Here is a 15,990-nt window from a genome sequence, read left to right as displayed (position 1 = left end):
TTATGGTTAAAATCAATAGCTACGGATTGAATTTGATCCTGATATCTTGTTGGTGAATGACAAAATCAAACTCCAAAGAGTATTGCATAGTCTTAAGGACATTTTCTAGATTTTCATTTTTAAATTCACCACTTATGATGAGTTCTTTACTGCTCATTCCATCTGTGGTTATGCTTACTCCATACCATCTTTCCAATGTTGAAATGGCCTTATTTAATGGTGTTTTGTCAAAGTAAAGAACACCTTCTTTCCATTGATATATTTTAGTATTCGGAACGTTGGATTTTTGAAGATTATAATTTTTATCCAGAGAAGCTTCTTGGCCTGGTATCAGCACTATTTCCTGATTGGCTGATTGCTTTACGGTCTTTTCTACTTTGACCATACCAGTAGCGAGATATACTTTTACCGGAGAGGAAGGATATGCATTAACATTAAAGGAAGTGCCTAATGCAGTTGTAGTAATCGATTGGGAGTGAACAGAAAATGGGTTTAAGCTATCTTTCTTTACTTCAAAAAATGCTTCCCCTTCTAGGTATATATCGCGGTGTTGTAAACCAAAACCTAATTTGTTGTACCGGAGCTTACTATCTGAATTCAAAAAAACACTACTTCCATCAGGAAGATGGATAATAGATTTCTTTCCTTTCTCATTTGTCTTGGTTACCCATTCATCTTTTAAAATTTTTGAGGTTTCATTCTCACGGTTTAATGATAAATTATCCCGAATAATTATTGAGGCTATAATTAAAATGACACTAACTGCTGCCGCTTTAAAAAAGGTGCTTTTAAGAATGGTGTCTAAATCAAAATACCTTTTACTTGTATTTTGATCTTTATGCTTTTTTATGTTAGACTTTATAGAACTAAAAATTTCTCTCTTCCTACTTTCTTCAAGAGCTACTGTTTCTTGATGAAGGTTTTCCAATATCTTCTTAGCTTTAAAAAATGCCTTTTGATTATTGGAATTTTCTTCCAGCCATTGACGCCAAGTAAGGTTTCTACTATCTGATCCTTCTTCGAGTACCCAGTTTCGAAAATCATCATCAGATAAGAAGTCTTCAACTGTTTGTAAGTGGTTTTTCAAAATTTCCTCCCTTTTATATATTAAGAGAGAGAACAGTTAGATATCTAACAAAAAAAAATGTGTTTTTTTTAGGTTAAAATTAATGTTAGCGATAAAAGTCTTTTTAAACCAATTCAGTAGAAAAAATAGAACCTAGTTTTACCCTTACAAAAGATCCTTCAAATAGTAAATTAGAACAATTATTTTATACTTGTAGCTGTACTTTTTAAAGTCATTTTTAAGAATCTTTATCGCTCTAAAAATCACATTATATAATGTTGGTACTTGGATTCCCATTAATTTTGCTATCTCCTCATAGGATTGATTCTCTATGTACTTCAAGTGAAGCGCTTCTTTTTGCCTTTTGGTAAGATGGTTCATGGAGTAATCGAGAATCTCCAGTTTTCCTTCGGCAACTTCTTGTTGAAGGATAAAATCCTGGTATGATTCCTCTTGAAGTGAATTAGTAATGCCTGAACTTAGGTCACCAAATTTGTTAATGTGTTTTACTCGTAAGAGTAAGTCTCTTCGAAAAGTAGTAAAAAGATAAAACTTGATTGATTTTTGAATTCTAATCTGCTTTCTATTGATCCAGATTTTTGTAAAAAGATCTTGAATAGAATCTTCTATTAGTTCAATTTTTTGTGTGATTCTTTGCCCATATCTGAACAAAGAATCCACATAACTCTCATACAAAAAAGTAAACGCGTATTCATCATTATTACTGATTAGCTCCCAAAGTTCTTTGTCATTATACCTATCTAAACTTGTTTCCATCATCAGTAGATTTATTATACAATCTACTCAATCCGCCGCATAATTAACACCTAATTATTATCAATACCATATATTATTTTTGCACAAATAATATATGTACAATATTATACTACTAACCTTACATAATTTGCAAGTTTATTATTCAACCTTTATGATATTGAATAAAATATGGTGAATAAATTAAAAAGGCGACCCAAATTGGATCGCCTTCATATTCATATATATTTTAAATTTAGAATACCTCACTGGCCACCTTATGAACTGTACTGGCCTTGCTCATCGTATAATAATGTAAACAAGGCACTCCAAAATCCACCAATTCCTTACTTTGCTGGATGGCCCACTCTATACCTACCTGTCTCACATCTGCATTGGTTTTGCACTTCTCTAACTCATCCATAAGGGCATCTGGCATATCCAAAAAGAATATACTTGGTAGCACTGTAATCTGTCCTAGTGTAGTGATAGGTTTTAATCCAGGAATGATCGGAACAGTAATTCCTGCTTCCCTTACACTCTTTACAAAGTCGAAATACTTTTGATTGTCAAAAAACATTTGAGTCACAATATACTCGGCTCCTGCATCTACTTTGGCCTTTAAGTTTTTCAAGTCAAATTTGAAACTAGGTGCTTCAAAATGTTTTTCTGGATAGCCAGCTACGCCAATGCAAAAATCCGTCTGAAAGCCCGTTTCAGTTTCTTCGTGCAAATACTTTCCATTATTCATTCCCACAATCTGGCTGACCAGTTCATTGGTATAGTTATGGCCATCTTCTTCAGGAACAAATCTGCCTTCAGACTTAGGGGCATCACCTCTTAGCGCCAAAACATTTTCTACACCTATAAAATTAAGGTCGATTAAGGCATTTTCGGTTTCTTCTTTATTAAAGCCACCGCAAAGGATATGAGGGACCGCATCCACCTTGAACCTGTTCATCAATGCCGCACAAATCCCTACGGTACCTGGACGCTTTCTTGTGCTAACTTTTTCAAGCAGGCCATTTGGGTGCTTTTTATAAATGTACTCTTCACGATGGTAGGTCACATCGATAAAAGGAGGATTAAACTCCATCAATGGAGAAATGCCATCCAGCATTTCATTCAAGCTTTGTCCTTTTAGAGGAGGAAGAATTTCAAATGAAAAAAGTGTTTTTTTCGATTGTTTTATGTGTTCTGTTACTTTCATGGGTATTTATGGTTGTCACATAACGTGAAGTGCTTTTACAGAAAATTTTAAAAGCACTTCACGTGGTATTGTCTAAGCTAATGATTATTCCATTACTGGATTAAGGCTGGGATTGTAAGCCAAATTAGGACTGAGCCACTTTTCAGCTTGCTCCTTGGAAACTCCTTTGCGCTGCGCGTAACTTTCAACCTGATCCTCTCCTATCTTGCCCAGACCAAAGTATTTACTATCGGGGTTTCCAAAATAAAATCCACTTACTGAAGAAGTTGGCACCATGGCAAAGCTGTCTGTAAGACTAACGCCAATTGTATTTTCCACATCAAGCAGCTGGAATAAAGTGATCTTCTCAGAATGTTCAGGGCAAGCCGGATAACCTGGTGCAGGACGAATGCCATGATAAGCTTCTTTGATCAAGGCATCATTGTCAAGGCTTTCCTCTTTGGCATATCCCCATAGGTCTTTTCTAACCACTTCATGCATATATTCAGCAGCCGCTTCCGCCAATCGGTCACCTAAGGATTTGAACATAATTTCATTATAATCATCACCTGCAGCCTTGTAAGCTTCTACCCTATCATCCATTTTCAAACCAGCTGTTACCGCAAAACCTCCAAAGTAATCTACATCATCAGGATGCAAGTAATCGGCTAAAGATCGGTTAGGCACACCTTTGCCTTTTTTTCCTTGTTGTCTTAGGAAATGGAACTGGGTTGAAGTTTCTTGATTATTTTCATTTAGAATGGTAAGGTCATCTCCGCTTCTCAGAACAGGAAATAATCCCACAACTGCCTTAGCTTCAAGCCATTTTTCTGCTATGATTTTATCGAGCATCAAATTCGCTTCATCATAGAGTTTTTGCGCTTGTTCTCCCACTACCTCATCCTTGAGGATTTTTGGGTATTTACCTGCCAGCATCCATGTGCTAAAGAAAGGCGTCCAATCTATATAGTTTCTTAAAATCTCAAGGTCAAGATTTAAGATAGTCTTCCCCAGTTTTGCAGGTTTCACAGGTTTATAATTCTCCCAATCAATAGTAGTTGGATTGGCTTTTGCTTCCTCATACGTGGCCAATTGCTTGGCTTCTTGCTTGGCTTGGTGCGCTTCACGCAATTCAGCATATGTTGCCTTGATCTGCTGATGATAAACTTCCCGTGTTTCTTCGCTGATCGCTTCACCTGCTACAGGAACAGATTTGGAAGCATCCAAAACGTGAACCACTGTACCACTATAAACCGGGTCGATTTTAACAGCCGTGTGGATTCGGCTAGTTGTCGCTCCACCAATCAACAAAGGAATTTTAAGTCCTTGTCGCTCCATTTCAGAGGCTACATTGACCATTTCATCCAAGGAAGGTGTAATCAAACCACTCAATCCAATGATGTCCACTTTATTCTTGATCGCTTCATCAATAATAGTCTGGGCATCCACCATTACACCCAAATCAATGATCTGATAGCTATTACAAGCCAAAACCACCCCTACGATATTTTTGCCAATATCATGAACATCACCTTTAACAGTAGCCAGCAAGACTTTTTTGATGGAGCTTTGACTTTCATTGAAATCAGCGTCTCCCGCTTTGGGCATAAATGGTTCCAAGTAGGCAACCGCCTTTTTCATCACACGTGCAGACTTCACCACTTGAGGCAAGAACATCTTTCCTGAACCAAAGAGATCACCTACCACATTCATTCCGTCCATCAAAGGCCCTTCTATCACTTTTAAGGGACTCTTTAATTCTTGACGTGCCTCTTCAGCATCTTCCACAATATGGTCTATAATTCCCTTGACCAGAGAGTGCTCTATCCTTTTGGCCACAGAATCTGACCGCCAAGCTTCACTTACTGCTTCTTTTTTACCTGAAGATTTTACAGTTTCTGCAAAATCAAGTAATCTTTCGGTAGCATCTTCCCTTCTGTTCCAGATCACATCTTCCACATGCTCCAGCAAGTCTTTTGGAATATCATCATACACTTCCAGCATAGATGGATTCACAATCCCCATATCCATGCCATGTTGGATTGCATGGTAAAGGAAAACTGCATGCATGGCTTCCCGAACAGGGTTGTTTCCTCTAAAAGAGAAGCTGACATTACTGACTCCACCACTGACTTTGGCACCGGGCAAGTTTTCCTTGATCCACTTGGTAGCTTTAAAAAAGTCTATAGCATTGGTCTTATGCTCATCCATTCCAGTTGCTACTGGAAAAATATTTGGATCAAAGATGATGTCTTGCCTGTTGAATTTTACTTCATTTACAAGTATATCATAACTTCTTTTGCAAATTTCTACCCTGCGCTGATAGGTATCTGCTTGCCCATCTTCATCAAAAGCCATCACTACCACGGCAGCTCCAAACTTCTTGATCGTCTTGGCTTGGTACACAAACTCCTCTTCCCCGTTTTTCAAACTTATGGAATTGACAATCCCTTTGCCTTGGATACATTTCAATCCAGCCAAAATGATATTCCATTTGGAACTATCAACGACGATCGGAATTCTACTGATTTCAGGTTCAGAAGCCAAAAGGTTAAGGTACTTGACCATGGCAGCCTCTCCATCGAGCATGCCTTCATCCATGCAGACATCCAACACTTGTGCACCTCCTCTTACTTGGTCCAGCGCCACTTCTAAAGCTTCATCAAACTGCCCGTTTAGAATCAGTCGGGCAAATTTCTTAGAACCTGTCACATTGGTTCTTTCACCAATGTTGACAAAATTCAACTCAGGTGTAAATACCAAAGGCTCAAGACCTGAGAGTTTGAGTAAATTGTTTTTACTTGTGTTATCCATTCCCACTATTCTTCTATTGCAAATGCCAATTTTCGGGGTTTATACTTTTTACTTACCTCAGCGATGGTTTGGATATGTTCTGGTGTTGTGCCACAACATCCGCCAAGGATATTGATCAATCCATCTTTCAGGAATTCCTCAACCTGATCAGCCATCTCATTAGCTGTCTGATCATACTGTCCAAATTCATTGGGTAGGCCTGCATTGGGATAAGCACTTACATAAAATGGCGCTTTTTCAGCCAATACCTTTAAGTAAGGTCTTAGCTCTTTAGCTCCCAAAGCACAATTCAACCCAATACTGATCAAAGGCACATGTGAAAGTGAAATCAAGAATGCTTCAGTAGTTTGTCCAGACAATGTTCTACCGGAAGCATCTGTGATGGTGCCAGAAATCATAATAGGTATTCCACCTTCTTCAGGGTTCAAAGGAATCCCTTTTTCTTCAAATACTTCCTGAATGGCAAACAGGGCAGCTTTGGCGTTGAGCGTATCGAATATCGTTTCCACTAATAATATATCGGATCCACCATCCAACAATCCTCGAACTTGCTCGGCATATGCTTCAGCCAATTGGTCAAAATTAATCGCCCTGAAACCGGGATCATTAACATCAGGAGAGATGGAGGCAGTCCTATTTGTTGGGCCAATAGCTCCAGCAACAAATCGGGGTTGGTCTGGTGTTTTTTCCGATTGGGCCAAAGCCACTTCCTTTGCTATCTTGGCAGACTCAAAATTCAGTTCATAGGCCAAATGAGAAAGGTCATAATCATCTTGTGCAATGGTCGTGCTGCTAAAAGTATTGGTCTCCAAAATATCAGAACCTGCATCCAAGTAAGCTTGATGAATTGCCCTGATGATATCCGGTCTGCTCAATGACAATAAATCATTGTTCCCTTTGAGTGGTTTAGGATGATGCTCCAATGCCGAAGTTCTAAAATCCTTCTCTTCCAACTTGTAACGTTGGATCATAGTCCCCATGGCACCATCGAGAATCAAGATTTTCTTTTGAAGTTGTTGAAGTAATATGTCAGTTCTTGTATTCATGCTCTTCAATTAATTAAAAGCTGTATCGAGCAAAGAACCGGTAGAAAAACGTAGAAAATATTCTATCGCTCATCTTTTCCTGTCTTTCTCAGGATGGGAGTTAGCACCTTGTTGTTGCAGGTTGCTAAGACGTCATCGGGCCCTTCCCTCGGTCTTTCTCGATAAGCAAATCCAAAGTTAACAGGAAATGATGGAAAACAATTGCAATAATCAGAATTTATTTAAGGATTCGTCAAGCGAAGTGCTAATGGCGGTAAATGCCTTGTCTAGTTTTTACCTCATGGCCGAACACCTACTCCCAACTGCAAGTAGGGTGAGCTCATGTATTTGGACATGCTGACATCTCCCAATTTATATTGCCCAATAGGAAGCTCGTATCCTCCATTAAGTGATAACACGAGGTCAACTTTGTCTTTCTTGGACAGGGACAATGCATAAGCCAGGTATACTTCAGGTTTGGCCATCATTCCACCTTTTCGGAGTTCCCCATCATAATCAGGAATATCTATCAATTCTGGAAAAGGAACTTTTCTCTTATGCATTAATGAATACCTTAAATTGGCATAGCCCAAACCTCCCAATAGTCCTACTTCCCAATCATTCAAATCGATGATTTTTTGCCCCATATTGCCATAAACCCTCACACTGTTTAGACTCTGCAGATAGTTCTCGTTAGCGTTACCATGCATGGTTACATTGTACACATCTAGCCCATATAGGAACCCTCTGTTTTCACCAAGAATCTTCAATCCAAGGTTTTGAGGAACACCTGAAAGCTCTTTGTAACCATTTTCTCTTAAATGTTGATTCAAAGCGTTTGGTTTACTGAAATGCTGGCCATAAATAAAATGAATCCCTAAAGAAGCATCCCGGTAAAAGTAGTTTTCTTCAGGCAAGGTAATTCCTGCTCCTATTCGGATGAATGCTCCACTTTGAAGATTGTCGAAAGTAAATCCATTGATTTTCCACGATTCTTCAAAAGGGTTGAAGGAGTAACCGACTTTGGCAATGAGGGAAACTTCCTCTTCACTGGGTAAGATATTCAGGTCATAGCCCACTTCAAAACCAATTTCAGTGAGAAAACCACCCAACTTATTACTTCCTTGTGTAATGTCATTTTTCCTTAAAATGAATCCATTGGCAGGATTTTCCAAAAAATCATCTAACGTATAATCATTGACATCTTTAAGCATTTGAAAGTTCAAATAGCCAACCCCCATAGACATATAGTGAATCAAATGGAATCTTCCTTCTTCCGTAAAGCTATAACCTACATTTAGAAATAACCTGGTCGTTCTATAGTCCAAGGTATAATCACCATACATGCCATTGGCACCATTGTTTTGGTATAGCTCCGCTCCCACAATAAAATCATTGAAGCGACTCTGGTAAGCCAGACCATAAGTTCTATAACTGTTAGGAAGAGTCGCTTCTCCCCTGTCTTCCAAAAAGTCATCCAAGCCCTGCAGGTTGGCACCAGAAGTCCCGAAAAATACATTGAAAGTAGTCCTCTGATAGCGGTTTAGCCCTTGGGCAAAAATACAGTGGGTGCTGATGATCAAAACAAAAACAAAGGCGACAAGTCTCATGAGTTGCAATTTCCCCACAAAAATAAAATTATAATAATTCAATACGATACTTTTCTTATCCAAAACCTAAACTTGAATCTAGTTAAAAGAATGGGTAATGCTGCAATTGAATGAATAATAGTTAAAACAATAGCAAAGCTTATGCCTAAACCTATTATCAAGTAGGTCTAAAAATCATTTCATTTTTATTAACTTCAGCAAGAATTTCACAAAGAATCTTTTTACCATTAAAATGAACAAAATGATTACAACAACAACACCATCAGTTGAAGGACATGAGATCAAGCGTTATTGCGGGATTGTGACCGGTGAAACCATTATTGGGGCCAACGTATTTAGAGATTTTTTTGCAAGCATTACAGATATCGTCGGTGGTCGTTCTGGAGCTTATGAAAAAGTTCTGAAAGAAGCCAAGACCACTTCTTTGGCAGAAATGGAAATGCAGGCAAGAGCATTTGGTGGAAACGCTGTAGTGGGAGTTGACCTTGACTATGAAACCATAAGAGATGGCATGTTGATGGTTACTGCCAGCGGAACTGCTGTGGTGATTGAACCGAAATAATAAAAAAAGCTATCCCAAATTTAGGGATAGCTTTCCTTCTTTTGACCAATTGGATTACTTGTGGGCATCCAAAGCCATTTTTAGTTTCATCTTGTCAGCCTTTTTAATTACCTCGTTACTGACCACTACAACAGGTCCTGTTTTACAGAAATCCATACATTTTGTCTTCACCAATTTGTATTTCCCCTTATGGTCATCCAGTTTAATGACATCTTTTGCTTCTTTTAAAAGTCCCTTGCAACCATTCTTTTTACAGTCTGAGCCTGTGCAGACAAATATGAATTTTCTATAAAGCGCCATATTCTACAGGTTTGATACCAATTGCAACAGTAATCCGCACAAATAAGCTCCATAAGTTCCTGCTGCATAGCCAAACACTGCTAACAAAACTCCTACAGGAGCCAAAGATGGGTTAAATGCTGAAGCCACGATAGGCGCAGAGGCAGCTCCTCCTACATTGGCCTGTGAGCCCACAGCAACAAAGAAGAAAGGTGCTTTGATGAAATAAGCCACAATGAGCATGATCACAATGTGAAAAACCATCCAAAGTCCTCCTACTACAAACAAGGTTGGGTTATCCAATATAGCAAATAAATCCATTTGCATCCCCACAGTCGCAATCAATACATAGAGTAAAACACTTCCTAACCGGCTTGCTCCAACCCCTTCCAAATTTCTGGCTTTGGTAAATGACAAAATCAACCCACCAGTAGTTGCAATGACCACGATCCAGAAAAACGCAGAGTCCAAGGAGTACTTTTCCAGTTCGGGATAATTAGTTCCTATCCAAGGCGCAATAAAATCAGCCAACCAATGGGAAAATCCAGTGATTCCAAAACCTACCCCCAATACTAACAAGGTGTCAGTCATATTCGGAATCTTCATGATGCTTCCTCTATAAGCTTCTACTTTCTTTTGGAGTTCAATAATGGAAGAACTGTCAGCTTTGAATATTTTGTCGATTCTTCCCGGATTAGCTGCCCAATACAGTAAAAATGCTAACCATAAATTGGCCATGACCACATCCACAGCAATCATCTGACTGAATAATTCAGGACTGGCTCCGAAAGTCTTTAACATCGCAGTTTGATTGGCTCCCCCACCGATCCAACTCCCAGCTATCGTGGCCAAGCCTCTCCAAACTTCATCAGGCCCTGCTCCCCCTACAACCGAAGGATCAAATACTGATACCGTCAAAACAGCCAGAGGTCCTCCCAAGATTATACCGAAAGTTCCAGCCAAAAACATAATCAGCGCTTTGGGACCTAATTTAAGAATAGACTTAAAGTCAATACTCAAAGTCAAAAGCACCAATGAAGCGGGAAGTAAATACCGAGAAGCCACTTGGTACAAATTGGAACTTTGCCCTGAAATAATTCCAAGTGTATTTAAAATGGATGGAAGAAAATAACAGAGCAATACGGTAGGTACTACCCGATAGAATTTTTGCCAAAAAACTTTCTTGCTGCTTGCTGTACCAAATACCAATGCCAAAATGACCATTAGAATTCCTAATACTACAGCGTCATTGGTAATTAAGGGAGTAGATTCCTGCATGGATTTTAAATTATGAAAAAAATTTATCCCACAAAAGAAGTAAAACCTAAAAGAAAAAAAAATTAACCCTTGTTTTATGTGTTTTTAAAATTATTGCGACAAGAATCTTTCTGTCCTTACTACTGTTCCCAAATGGTCATTAATTCTCCAAGCATCATGGCGGTTGCTCCCCAAACCGTTTCTTGATCGATATCAAAATATGGAGCTTTAATCTTAGCTCCACGAGCAAGCTCAAAATCCTTTTCTTTGCGGATATTATGATCCACCAAAACACTAAAGTCACAAGTAATGACTCTAGCTACCTCTCTAGGGTCTGGCTTAAATACCGGAGCTGAGCGCATAAAGCCAATATAGGGAGTAACCAAAAAGTTGCTTGGGGGAATAAATAGCTGTGAGAGTTTACCCAATAATTGAATTTGAGCACGGTCCACTCCAATTTCCTCCTCTGTTTCTCTTAATGCTGTTTCTTGTAGATTTTGATCAGATTCTTCCCACTTTCCTCCTGGGAAAGAAACCTGCCCACTATGTGTTCCATCATACTCGGGCCTTTTGATGAAAGGAACCATGCAACCATTTTCTCCGGGGTATAGCAATATCAATACTGCCCCTTTTCTAGCATTTTTTAAGTCCTGTTGTGCAAACCGAGCCTCATTCAAGGGTTGAGGAGCCATCATAATTTGGCCTTTCCTCCCTGGTAATGGGTATTGAAGTTTATTTTCGATGGTATCAATTACTTCTTCTAGCTGCATACATGCTTAATTTTTCACCCCTCTAACAGATTATACTATACTTTAATTCCATAGTAAATACTCTCAAAGTAATTAGAAAAATAATAAAGATGAGGATGGATCGAAAAAGTTTAAGCGAGAAATTGCTTTAATCAACTCATGTGTTTGCTTGCTTTGAGCATTTCTATTAAACTGATCTTGGATCAAGGTGTACATGATCAAAGTGTGGTTAAACATTAAAGCTTAAAAAAATATAAAAATTATAGATTTTTTTCTCACTGAATCACAGAAGATTAGTTTATCATCTCCACAACAAATCCAAATAGCTCTAATTAATTCAGTTTCTAAGTTTGTAAAAATGAATAATAATCTTTTATATTTGCATCGCTTTAAGGGAGAAACAGCAAGTGTTTTTCTAGTAGCACAGAGAGTTGGGTGAGTGGCTTAAACCAGCAGTTTGCTAAACTGTCGTACGGGTCAAACCGTACCGGGGGTTCGAATCCCCCACTCTCTACATCAAAGGATTCATCAGAATCCTTTTTTTATTAAAAAGTTCGGGGTGTAGCGTAGCCCGGTCATCGCGCCTCGTTTGGGACGAGGAGGTCGCAGGTTCGAATCCTGCCACCCCGACAAAATTCACTTCAAAGAAAACTGAAACCCTCTAAATGATATATTTAGAGGGTTTTTATTTTTTAATGATCCAAAAATCATCAATTTAATCCTTATTGCTATATCCTATTCGTGGGCCAGTTGAATTTTATATATTACGGACATACAATATCATTTAATAAACTTTAATTCAATAGGTTATAATTCTGTATTTAAAGTTATTTAAAATGATTTAGAAGACATTGATTCGATTTTTAATGTGGCGATTTTCTGTCCATTTCAGATCATATCATTTACTAATAAAATTTAAGGGTCAATCATTCCTCAACGAATCCACGGGGTTAGTCATGGCTGCTTTAATAGATTGGAAACTAACAGAAAAAACAGCAATAACTGTTGCCAATATGCCCGCAACAATAAAGATCCACCATTCCAAGTTAATTTTATAGGCATAATTTTTCAACCAATAATTCATAAGGTACCAAGCCAGAGGAACAGCTATCAAAAAACCCATGAGAACCATTTTAACATAGTCTACAGCAATCAAGCCCATGATCGTCCTTATAGATGCGCCCAAAACTTTCCGAATGCCTATTTCTTTTGTGCGTTGTTTGGTGGTATAAGCTGCTAGGCCAAATAATCCCAAAGAAGCAACTGCAATAGAAATTATGGTAAATACCCCTAAAAATTTAGCAAATCTCAAATCTGCCTTATAAAGCCTTTCAAAATCAGTATCCATAAACTGATAGTTAAAGGGATACTCAGAATATTGTTCAACAGTTTTCTTCAAATAAGAAACCGTGTGGTCCAAATCATTTGGCGAAACCTTCACCATTACATAATTAAAACGTCTTTCTCTTAAAGTAATCAAAAGAGGTTGAATCTTTAGGTGCAGGGAGAACATGTGAAAATCATTCAAAACACCTATGATAGTCATTCTATTATCACCCATGAAAATTTCCTTTCCAACGGCCTTATTAACATCCCAGCCAAAAGCCTTGGCTGCCGATTCGTTAATTACAATATTGTCCCTTTCACTTTGAATATCTTCTGAATAGAAACGCCCTGATGCCATTTTCAAACCAAGTGTCTTTACATAATCGTGATCTGAAGTACTGATATATGTGGTAATTCCATTGCTCCTGCCTGAGTTGGAGCTCACATTTGTGCTCGAGTTGATTTCGTAAGGAAGTGCATTGGATACCGTTAAGGATGAAATATTATGGTGCTTTTTTAATTCAGTTTTTAGGCTAGAAAGGTTTTCTTGAAGATCTTGGGACAGTGTCTTTAAAATGATAATTTGCTCTTTATTATATCCCAGGTCTTTATTCTTTACAAATTCAAATTGCAGGTAGATCACCAGGCTGCCAATAATGAGAATGATAGAAGCTGCATATTGAACCACAACCAATAGGGAGCGTAACCTAATTTTACCAGGACCTTCGGTAAACTTTCCTTTAAGGGAACTCAAGGGATTTAACCTGGATAAAAAGAGTGCTGGGTAGGCTCCTGACACTAGCCCTACCATTAGCAATATGCCCAGCAAAATTGGAACAAGTAATGGCTCTGTAGTAAGGTTCAATTCCAAGTCCCTTTCAAGTATATTGCTATAGGACGGTAATAGCAAAATTGACAATATTAATGCCAGCACCATCGCTATGGAGGCTAGGACAATAGACTCGATGATAAATTGAGATATTAACTGCCACTTAATTGCCCCAACAACCTTGCGTATCCCCACTTCTTTGGCCCTTTTTATGGATCTGGCCATTGCCAGGTTAATATAATTGATACAAGCCAAACTCAGGATTACAGCTGCAATCAACATAAAGTAATGGACATGCTTCGGGTCTCCTTTTGGGCCTAAATCAAAGTGGGCCTTGTTGAATAAGTGAATATCTGATAAAGACTGTAAGAAATAGGTAGTCCTGTTTTTTTCCTCTTCAGTATCCAAACCCATATGTTTCTGGATAATGGAAGCTATTTTGGATTCGGTTTGTTTAAAATTACCCCCCTGTTTTAGCAAAAGAAAAGTATGTGCTGAATTGCCAGCCCACTTGCTGCTCCTTAAGTTTTCACTATACTCGGGATCTGACTGTATATTGATCAAATAGTTAAAACCTAAAGAAGTATTTTCTGGAGGGGCCTTGACAACTCCAGTCACCACATACTCTATTTCTCCAAAAAAATTCGAGACAACCACAACCTTTCCAACTGCATTGCCAAAAGGAAACATTTTAGTGGCGTAAGATTCAGCAAGTACAATACCGTGGGTATTGGATCCAAAATCTCCACCTTGAATGAATTCATGATCAAAAATCTCAAAGAAAGAGTTGTTTGTCCAATAACCCCTGTCAAAAAAAACATCATCCCCGTTCTTTATCAACACCTCCCGGTCAAAGATTGTAGTGGCCAATTCGACCTCAGGCAATTCATTTTCGAGGCTTTCAGCCAAAATTGTGGGAGTCAGTGCAAAGCAATCCGACCCAAGGTAATCGGCTCCTTTTTGTTGTTGGTATACCCTATATATACGTTCTTTTTTTGGAAAAAAATTATCATAAGAAAACTCGTATTTCACATAAAGAAACATCAATATAAAGCAAGTCAGTCCTATTGTCAGTCCAAAAATATTAATGAAAGAATAGAGCTTCTGTTTTAACAGATTTCGCCAAGCAATAATAAAATAATTTTTATACATATCGAGTTGGCCAAATGGGTTGAAATCCTCGAAACCACGGATTATCCCCGGTCTAAACAGCCTGATCACATCAATAACAAATTTCCTGTCAGCATTCTTTTTACCCAGTTCCTTGACCCTTTCATTGTAAAGTTCAAAAAGGTCACCTTCTATAAATGGATGAAGCTCTGGATTACAAAACCATCGCAAAAAGCGAACAAAGTTTTTGGGAGGGGTTTTACTATCCATCTTAGTTAAACTTCAGGTCAAGTGCTATTTTAGGAATCGAATCCCAAAGCTTATTTCTTGTATCACGTGTAAAGGATAACGCCTCCTTTCCGTATGCTGTAATTTCAAAGTACCTTTTAGGTCTTCCTGCCCGTTCCTGAGTCGATTCACCTGAGTGGGACTGAAGGTAGCCTTTATCTTCCAATCGCTTAAGTGCGGTCTGTAACGCCCCTACACTTACATTACGATCTAACCTTGTTTCTATTTCCTTCTTGATTGAAATACCATAAGCTTCCCCATAAAGAATCCCTACCGTAAGCATGACTATTTCCTCAAATTCTCCCAGTTGATATTTCTTCATAATTCATAGTCCATCAGAAAGTTCATGATAATTAATTCCTAAATGTAGTATACTGGATATTAATTTCCTAATTGTAGTATTATAAAACCTTTCCAACTATTTTAAGATGATAGCAAATGGCTTTTCAATATTACCATTATGGAAAAAAATCAATTAGTCAATATCCCCCTTGACAATTGGATTTCACATTTGAGCCAATTAAGCGTGTATATTTCTGTGGATCTATCAGATGAAATTGACATCAATAATTTTATTTAGCTGAAATAAAAAATGGAAGGAACTGACTGCCCCCTCCATAAAACAATGAATCAATATGTTTCTTAAACCGATCATTACTGGTATATACCCATTACCTAATTGTGAATGGCATCCATCGTGTCGCTATTTAAATTCTGATAACTCTTTTTGGTGGACAAATAAGCATTTGGTGCAAGGGTATCTTTAGAAGGAATCACTGCTGACATAAGTGTAGTGTTTACCGCATCAAAAACAGTAGGAACATAAAATACACCATTTCTAATTGTACAAGGCTGCATTACTAGATAAGCCGTATTCTCCTTTTTGGATCGAATAGCCTCATCAATATCCTCTTTTTTACAAAGTGTTACATTGTATGGATAATGCTTCTTGATTTCTTCAAGGCCAAAATTATCACCCATAAAGCTCTCTGAGATCATCAGGTCCATCTCCTTTAATTTAGGAGCATTATAAAAGATAGATTTCCCCAAGAGTTCCATTAGGTTTATATTTTGGTCCTCCTTTTTATTGGTCTCAATCGCTAGTGAAAACTATGCACTTTCAATGCAAGGCT

At 38.1% G+C, this 15,990-nt stretch carries 13 protein-coding genes, 2 tRNA genes and 1 riboswitch; of the genes, 3 read left to right on the top strand and 12 right to left on the bottom strand.

The window, feature by feature from the left end; translation table 11 throughout:
• Window positions 1-19: 19 nt before the first annotated feature.
• The 6 genes from JL001_RS16070 to JL001_RS16045 form a co-directional block, all read right to left on the bottom strand.
• Window positions 20-1,087: a FecR family protein gene (locus JL001_RS16070; RefSeq protein ID WP_200977889.1), complete on the bottom strand. Its 1,068-nt coding sequence runs from the start codon at window positions 1,085-1,087 to the stop codon at window positions 20-22.
• A gap of 144 nt (window positions 1,088-1,231) precedes the next feature.
• Window positions 1,232-1,846, bottom strand: a complete 615-nt coding sequence (locus tag JL001_RS16065) for an RNA polymerase sigma factor (RefSeq protein ID WP_200977887.1) — start codon at window positions 1,844-1,846, stop codon at window positions 1,232-1,234.
• A 229-nt stretch (window positions 1,847-2,075) separates the two neighbouring features.
• A complete protein-coding gene (gene metF / locus JL001_RS16060) occupies window positions 2,076-3,029 on the bottom strand; it encodes a methylenetetrahydrofolate reductase [NAD(P)H] (RefSeq protein ID WP_200977885.1) in 954 nt (317 codons plus the stop codon).
• 84 nt (window positions 3,030-3,113) lie between these two features.
• The gene (gene metH, locus JL001_RS16055) at window positions 3,114-5,822 is read right to left on the bottom strand and encodes a methionine synthase (protein WP_200977883.1); all 2,709 of its coding nucleotides are present in this window, start codon (window positions 5,820-5,822) and stop codon (window positions 3,114-3,116) included.
• Window positions 5,823-5,827: 5 nt separating this feature from the next.
• Entirely contained in the window at window positions 5,828-6,868 is a 1,041-nt protein-coding gene (locus JL001_RS16050; RefSeq protein WP_200977876.1) for a homocysteine S-methyltransferase family protein, read from the bottom strand.
• A gap of 66 nt (window positions 6,869-6,934) precedes the next feature.
• A riboswitch (SAM riboswitch) is annotated at window positions 6,935-7,036 on the bottom strand.
• A gap of 110 nt (window positions 7,037-7,146) precedes the next feature.
• Window positions 7,147-8,457 carry a hypothetical protein gene (locus tag JL001_RS16045; RefSeq protein ID WP_200980469.1) on the bottom strand — a complete coding sequence of 437 codons (1,311 nt, stop codon included), beginning with the start codon at window positions 8,455-8,457 and terminating at the stop codon, window positions 7,147-7,149.
• A gap of 241 nt (window positions 8,458-8,698) precedes the next feature.
• Between JL001_RS16045 and JL001_RS16040 the strand changes: the two genes are divergently transcribed.
• Window positions 8,699-9,019 carry a YbjQ family protein gene (locus JL001_RS16040; RefSeq protein WP_192009985.1) on the top strand — a complete coding sequence of 107 codons (321 nt, stop codon included), beginning with the start codon at window positions 8,699-8,701 and terminating at the stop codon, window positions 9,017-9,019.
• A gap of 54 nt (window positions 9,020-9,073) precedes the next feature.
• Here the strand turns inward: JL001_RS16040 and JL001_RS16035 are convergent, their stop codons facing one another.
• The 3 genes from JL001_RS16035 to JL001_RS16025 form a co-directional block, all read right to left on the bottom strand.
• Window positions 9,074-9,319, bottom strand: coding sequence for a (2Fe-2S) ferredoxin domain-containing protein (locus JL001_RS16035; RefSeq protein ID WP_192009984.1), 246 nt, complete (start codon window positions 9,317-9,319; stop codon window positions 9,074-9,076).
• Between the two features lie 3 nt (window positions 9,320-9,322).
• The gene (locus JL001_RS16030; protein WP_200977875.1) at window positions 9,323-10,576 is read right to left on the bottom strand and encodes a DUF819 domain-containing protein; all 1,254 of its coding nucleotides are present in this window, start codon (window positions 10,574-10,576) and stop codon (window positions 9,323-9,325) included.
• A 119-nt stretch (window positions 10,577-10,695) separates the two neighbouring features.
• The gene (locus JL001_RS16025) at window positions 10,696-11,325 is read right to left on the bottom strand and encodes a CoA pyrophosphatase (protein ID WP_200977873.1); all 630 of its coding nucleotides are present in this window, start codon (window positions 11,323-11,325) and stop codon (window positions 10,696-10,698) included.
• A 404-nt stretch (window positions 11,326-11,729) separates the two neighbouring features.
• On the opposite strand from JL001_RS16025, the gene JL001_RS16020 reads away from it, so the two are divergent.
• Both JL001_RS16020 and JL001_RS16015 read left to right on the top strand, forming a co-directional pair.
• A tRNA-Ser gene (locus JL001_RS16020) sits at window positions 11,730-11,818 on the top strand.
• A gap of 41 nt (window positions 11,819-11,859) precedes the next feature.
• Window positions 11,860-11,934: transfer RNA gene (locus tag JL001_RS16015), tRNA-Pro, on the top strand.
• A 292-nt stretch (window positions 11,935-12,226) separates the two neighbouring features.
• Here the strand turns inward: JL001_RS16015 and JL001_RS16010 are convergent.
• The 3 genes from JL001_RS16010 to JL001_RS16000 all read right to left on the bottom strand — a co-directional run bounded on the left by JL001_RS16010 (window position 12,227) and on the right by JL001_RS16000 (window position 15,907).
• The gene (locus JL001_RS16010) at window positions 12,227-14,839 is read right to left on the bottom strand and encodes an ABC transporter permease (protein WP_200977871.1); all 2,613 of its coding nucleotides are present in this window, start codon (window positions 14,837-14,839) and stop codon (window positions 12,227-12,229) included.
• 1 nt (window position 14,840) lies between these two features.
• Window positions 14,841-15,179 carry a PadR family transcriptional regulator gene (locus JL001_RS16005; RefSeq protein ID WP_200977864.1) on the bottom strand — a complete coding sequence of 113 codons (339 nt, stop codon included), beginning with the start codon at window positions 15,177-15,179 and terminating at the stop codon, window positions 14,841-14,843.
• Between the two features lie 353 nt (window positions 15,180-15,532).
• On the bottom strand, window positions 15,533-15,907 hold the full coding sequence (locus JL001_RS16000) for a hypothetical protein (RefSeq protein WP_236252851.1): 375 nt from the start codon (window positions 15,905-15,907) through the stop codon (window positions 15,533-15,535).
• Between the last annotated feature and the right edge of the window lie 83 nt (window positions 15,908-15,990).

Origin of the sequence: Echinicola sp. 20G, from assembly GCF_015533855.1 — a bacterium.
GTDB lineage: Bacteria > Bacteroidota > Bacteroidia > Cytophagales > Cyclobacteriaceae > Echinicola.
Note: the sequence above shows the minus strand (reverse complement) of the source record. Positions and strands in the feature narration are given on the sequence as shown.

Coding starts and splice junctions, on each gene's coding strand:
- JL001_RS16035 (WP_192009984.1), bottom strand. CDS start 9,319: ATGGCGCTTTATAGAAAATTCATATTTGTCTGCACAGGCTCAGACTGT.
- JL001_RS16030 (WP_200977875.1), bottom strand. CDS start 10,576: ATGCAGGAATCTACTCCCTTAATTACCAATGACGCTGTAGTATTAGGA.
- JL001_RS16050 (WP_200977876.1), bottom strand. CDS start 6,868: ATGAATACAAGAACTGACATATTACTTCAACAACTTCAAAAGAAAATC.
- JL001_RS16040 (WP_192009985.1), top strand. CDS start 8,699: ATGATTACAACAACAACACCATCAGTTGAAGGACATGAGATCAAGCGT.
- JL001_RS16045 (WP_200980469.1), bottom strand. CDS start 8,457: ATGAGACTTGTCGCCTTTGTTTTTGTTTTGATCATCAGCACCCACTGT.
- JL001_RS16010 (WP_200977871.1), bottom strand. CDS start 14,839: ATGGATAGTAAAACCCCTCCCAAAAACTTTGTTCGCTTTTTGCGATGG.
- metH (WP_200977883.1), bottom strand. CDS start 5,822: ATGGATAACACAAGTAAAAACAATTTACTCAAACTCTCAGGTCTTGAG.
- JL001_RS16065 (WP_200977887.1), bottom strand. CDS start 1,846: ATGATGGAAACAAGTTTAGATAGGTATAATGACAAAGAACTTTGGGAG.
- JL001_RS16005 (WP_200977864.1), bottom strand. CDS start 15,179: ATGAAGAAATATCAACTGGGAGAATTTGAGGAAATAGTCATGCTTACG.
- JL001_RS16025 (WP_200977873.1), bottom strand. CDS start 11,325: ATGCAGCTAGAAGAAGTAATTGATACCATCGAAAATAAACTTCAATAC.
- metF (WP_200977885.1), bottom strand. CDS start 3,029: ATGAAAGTAACAGAACACATAAAACAATCGAAAAAAACACTTTTTTCA.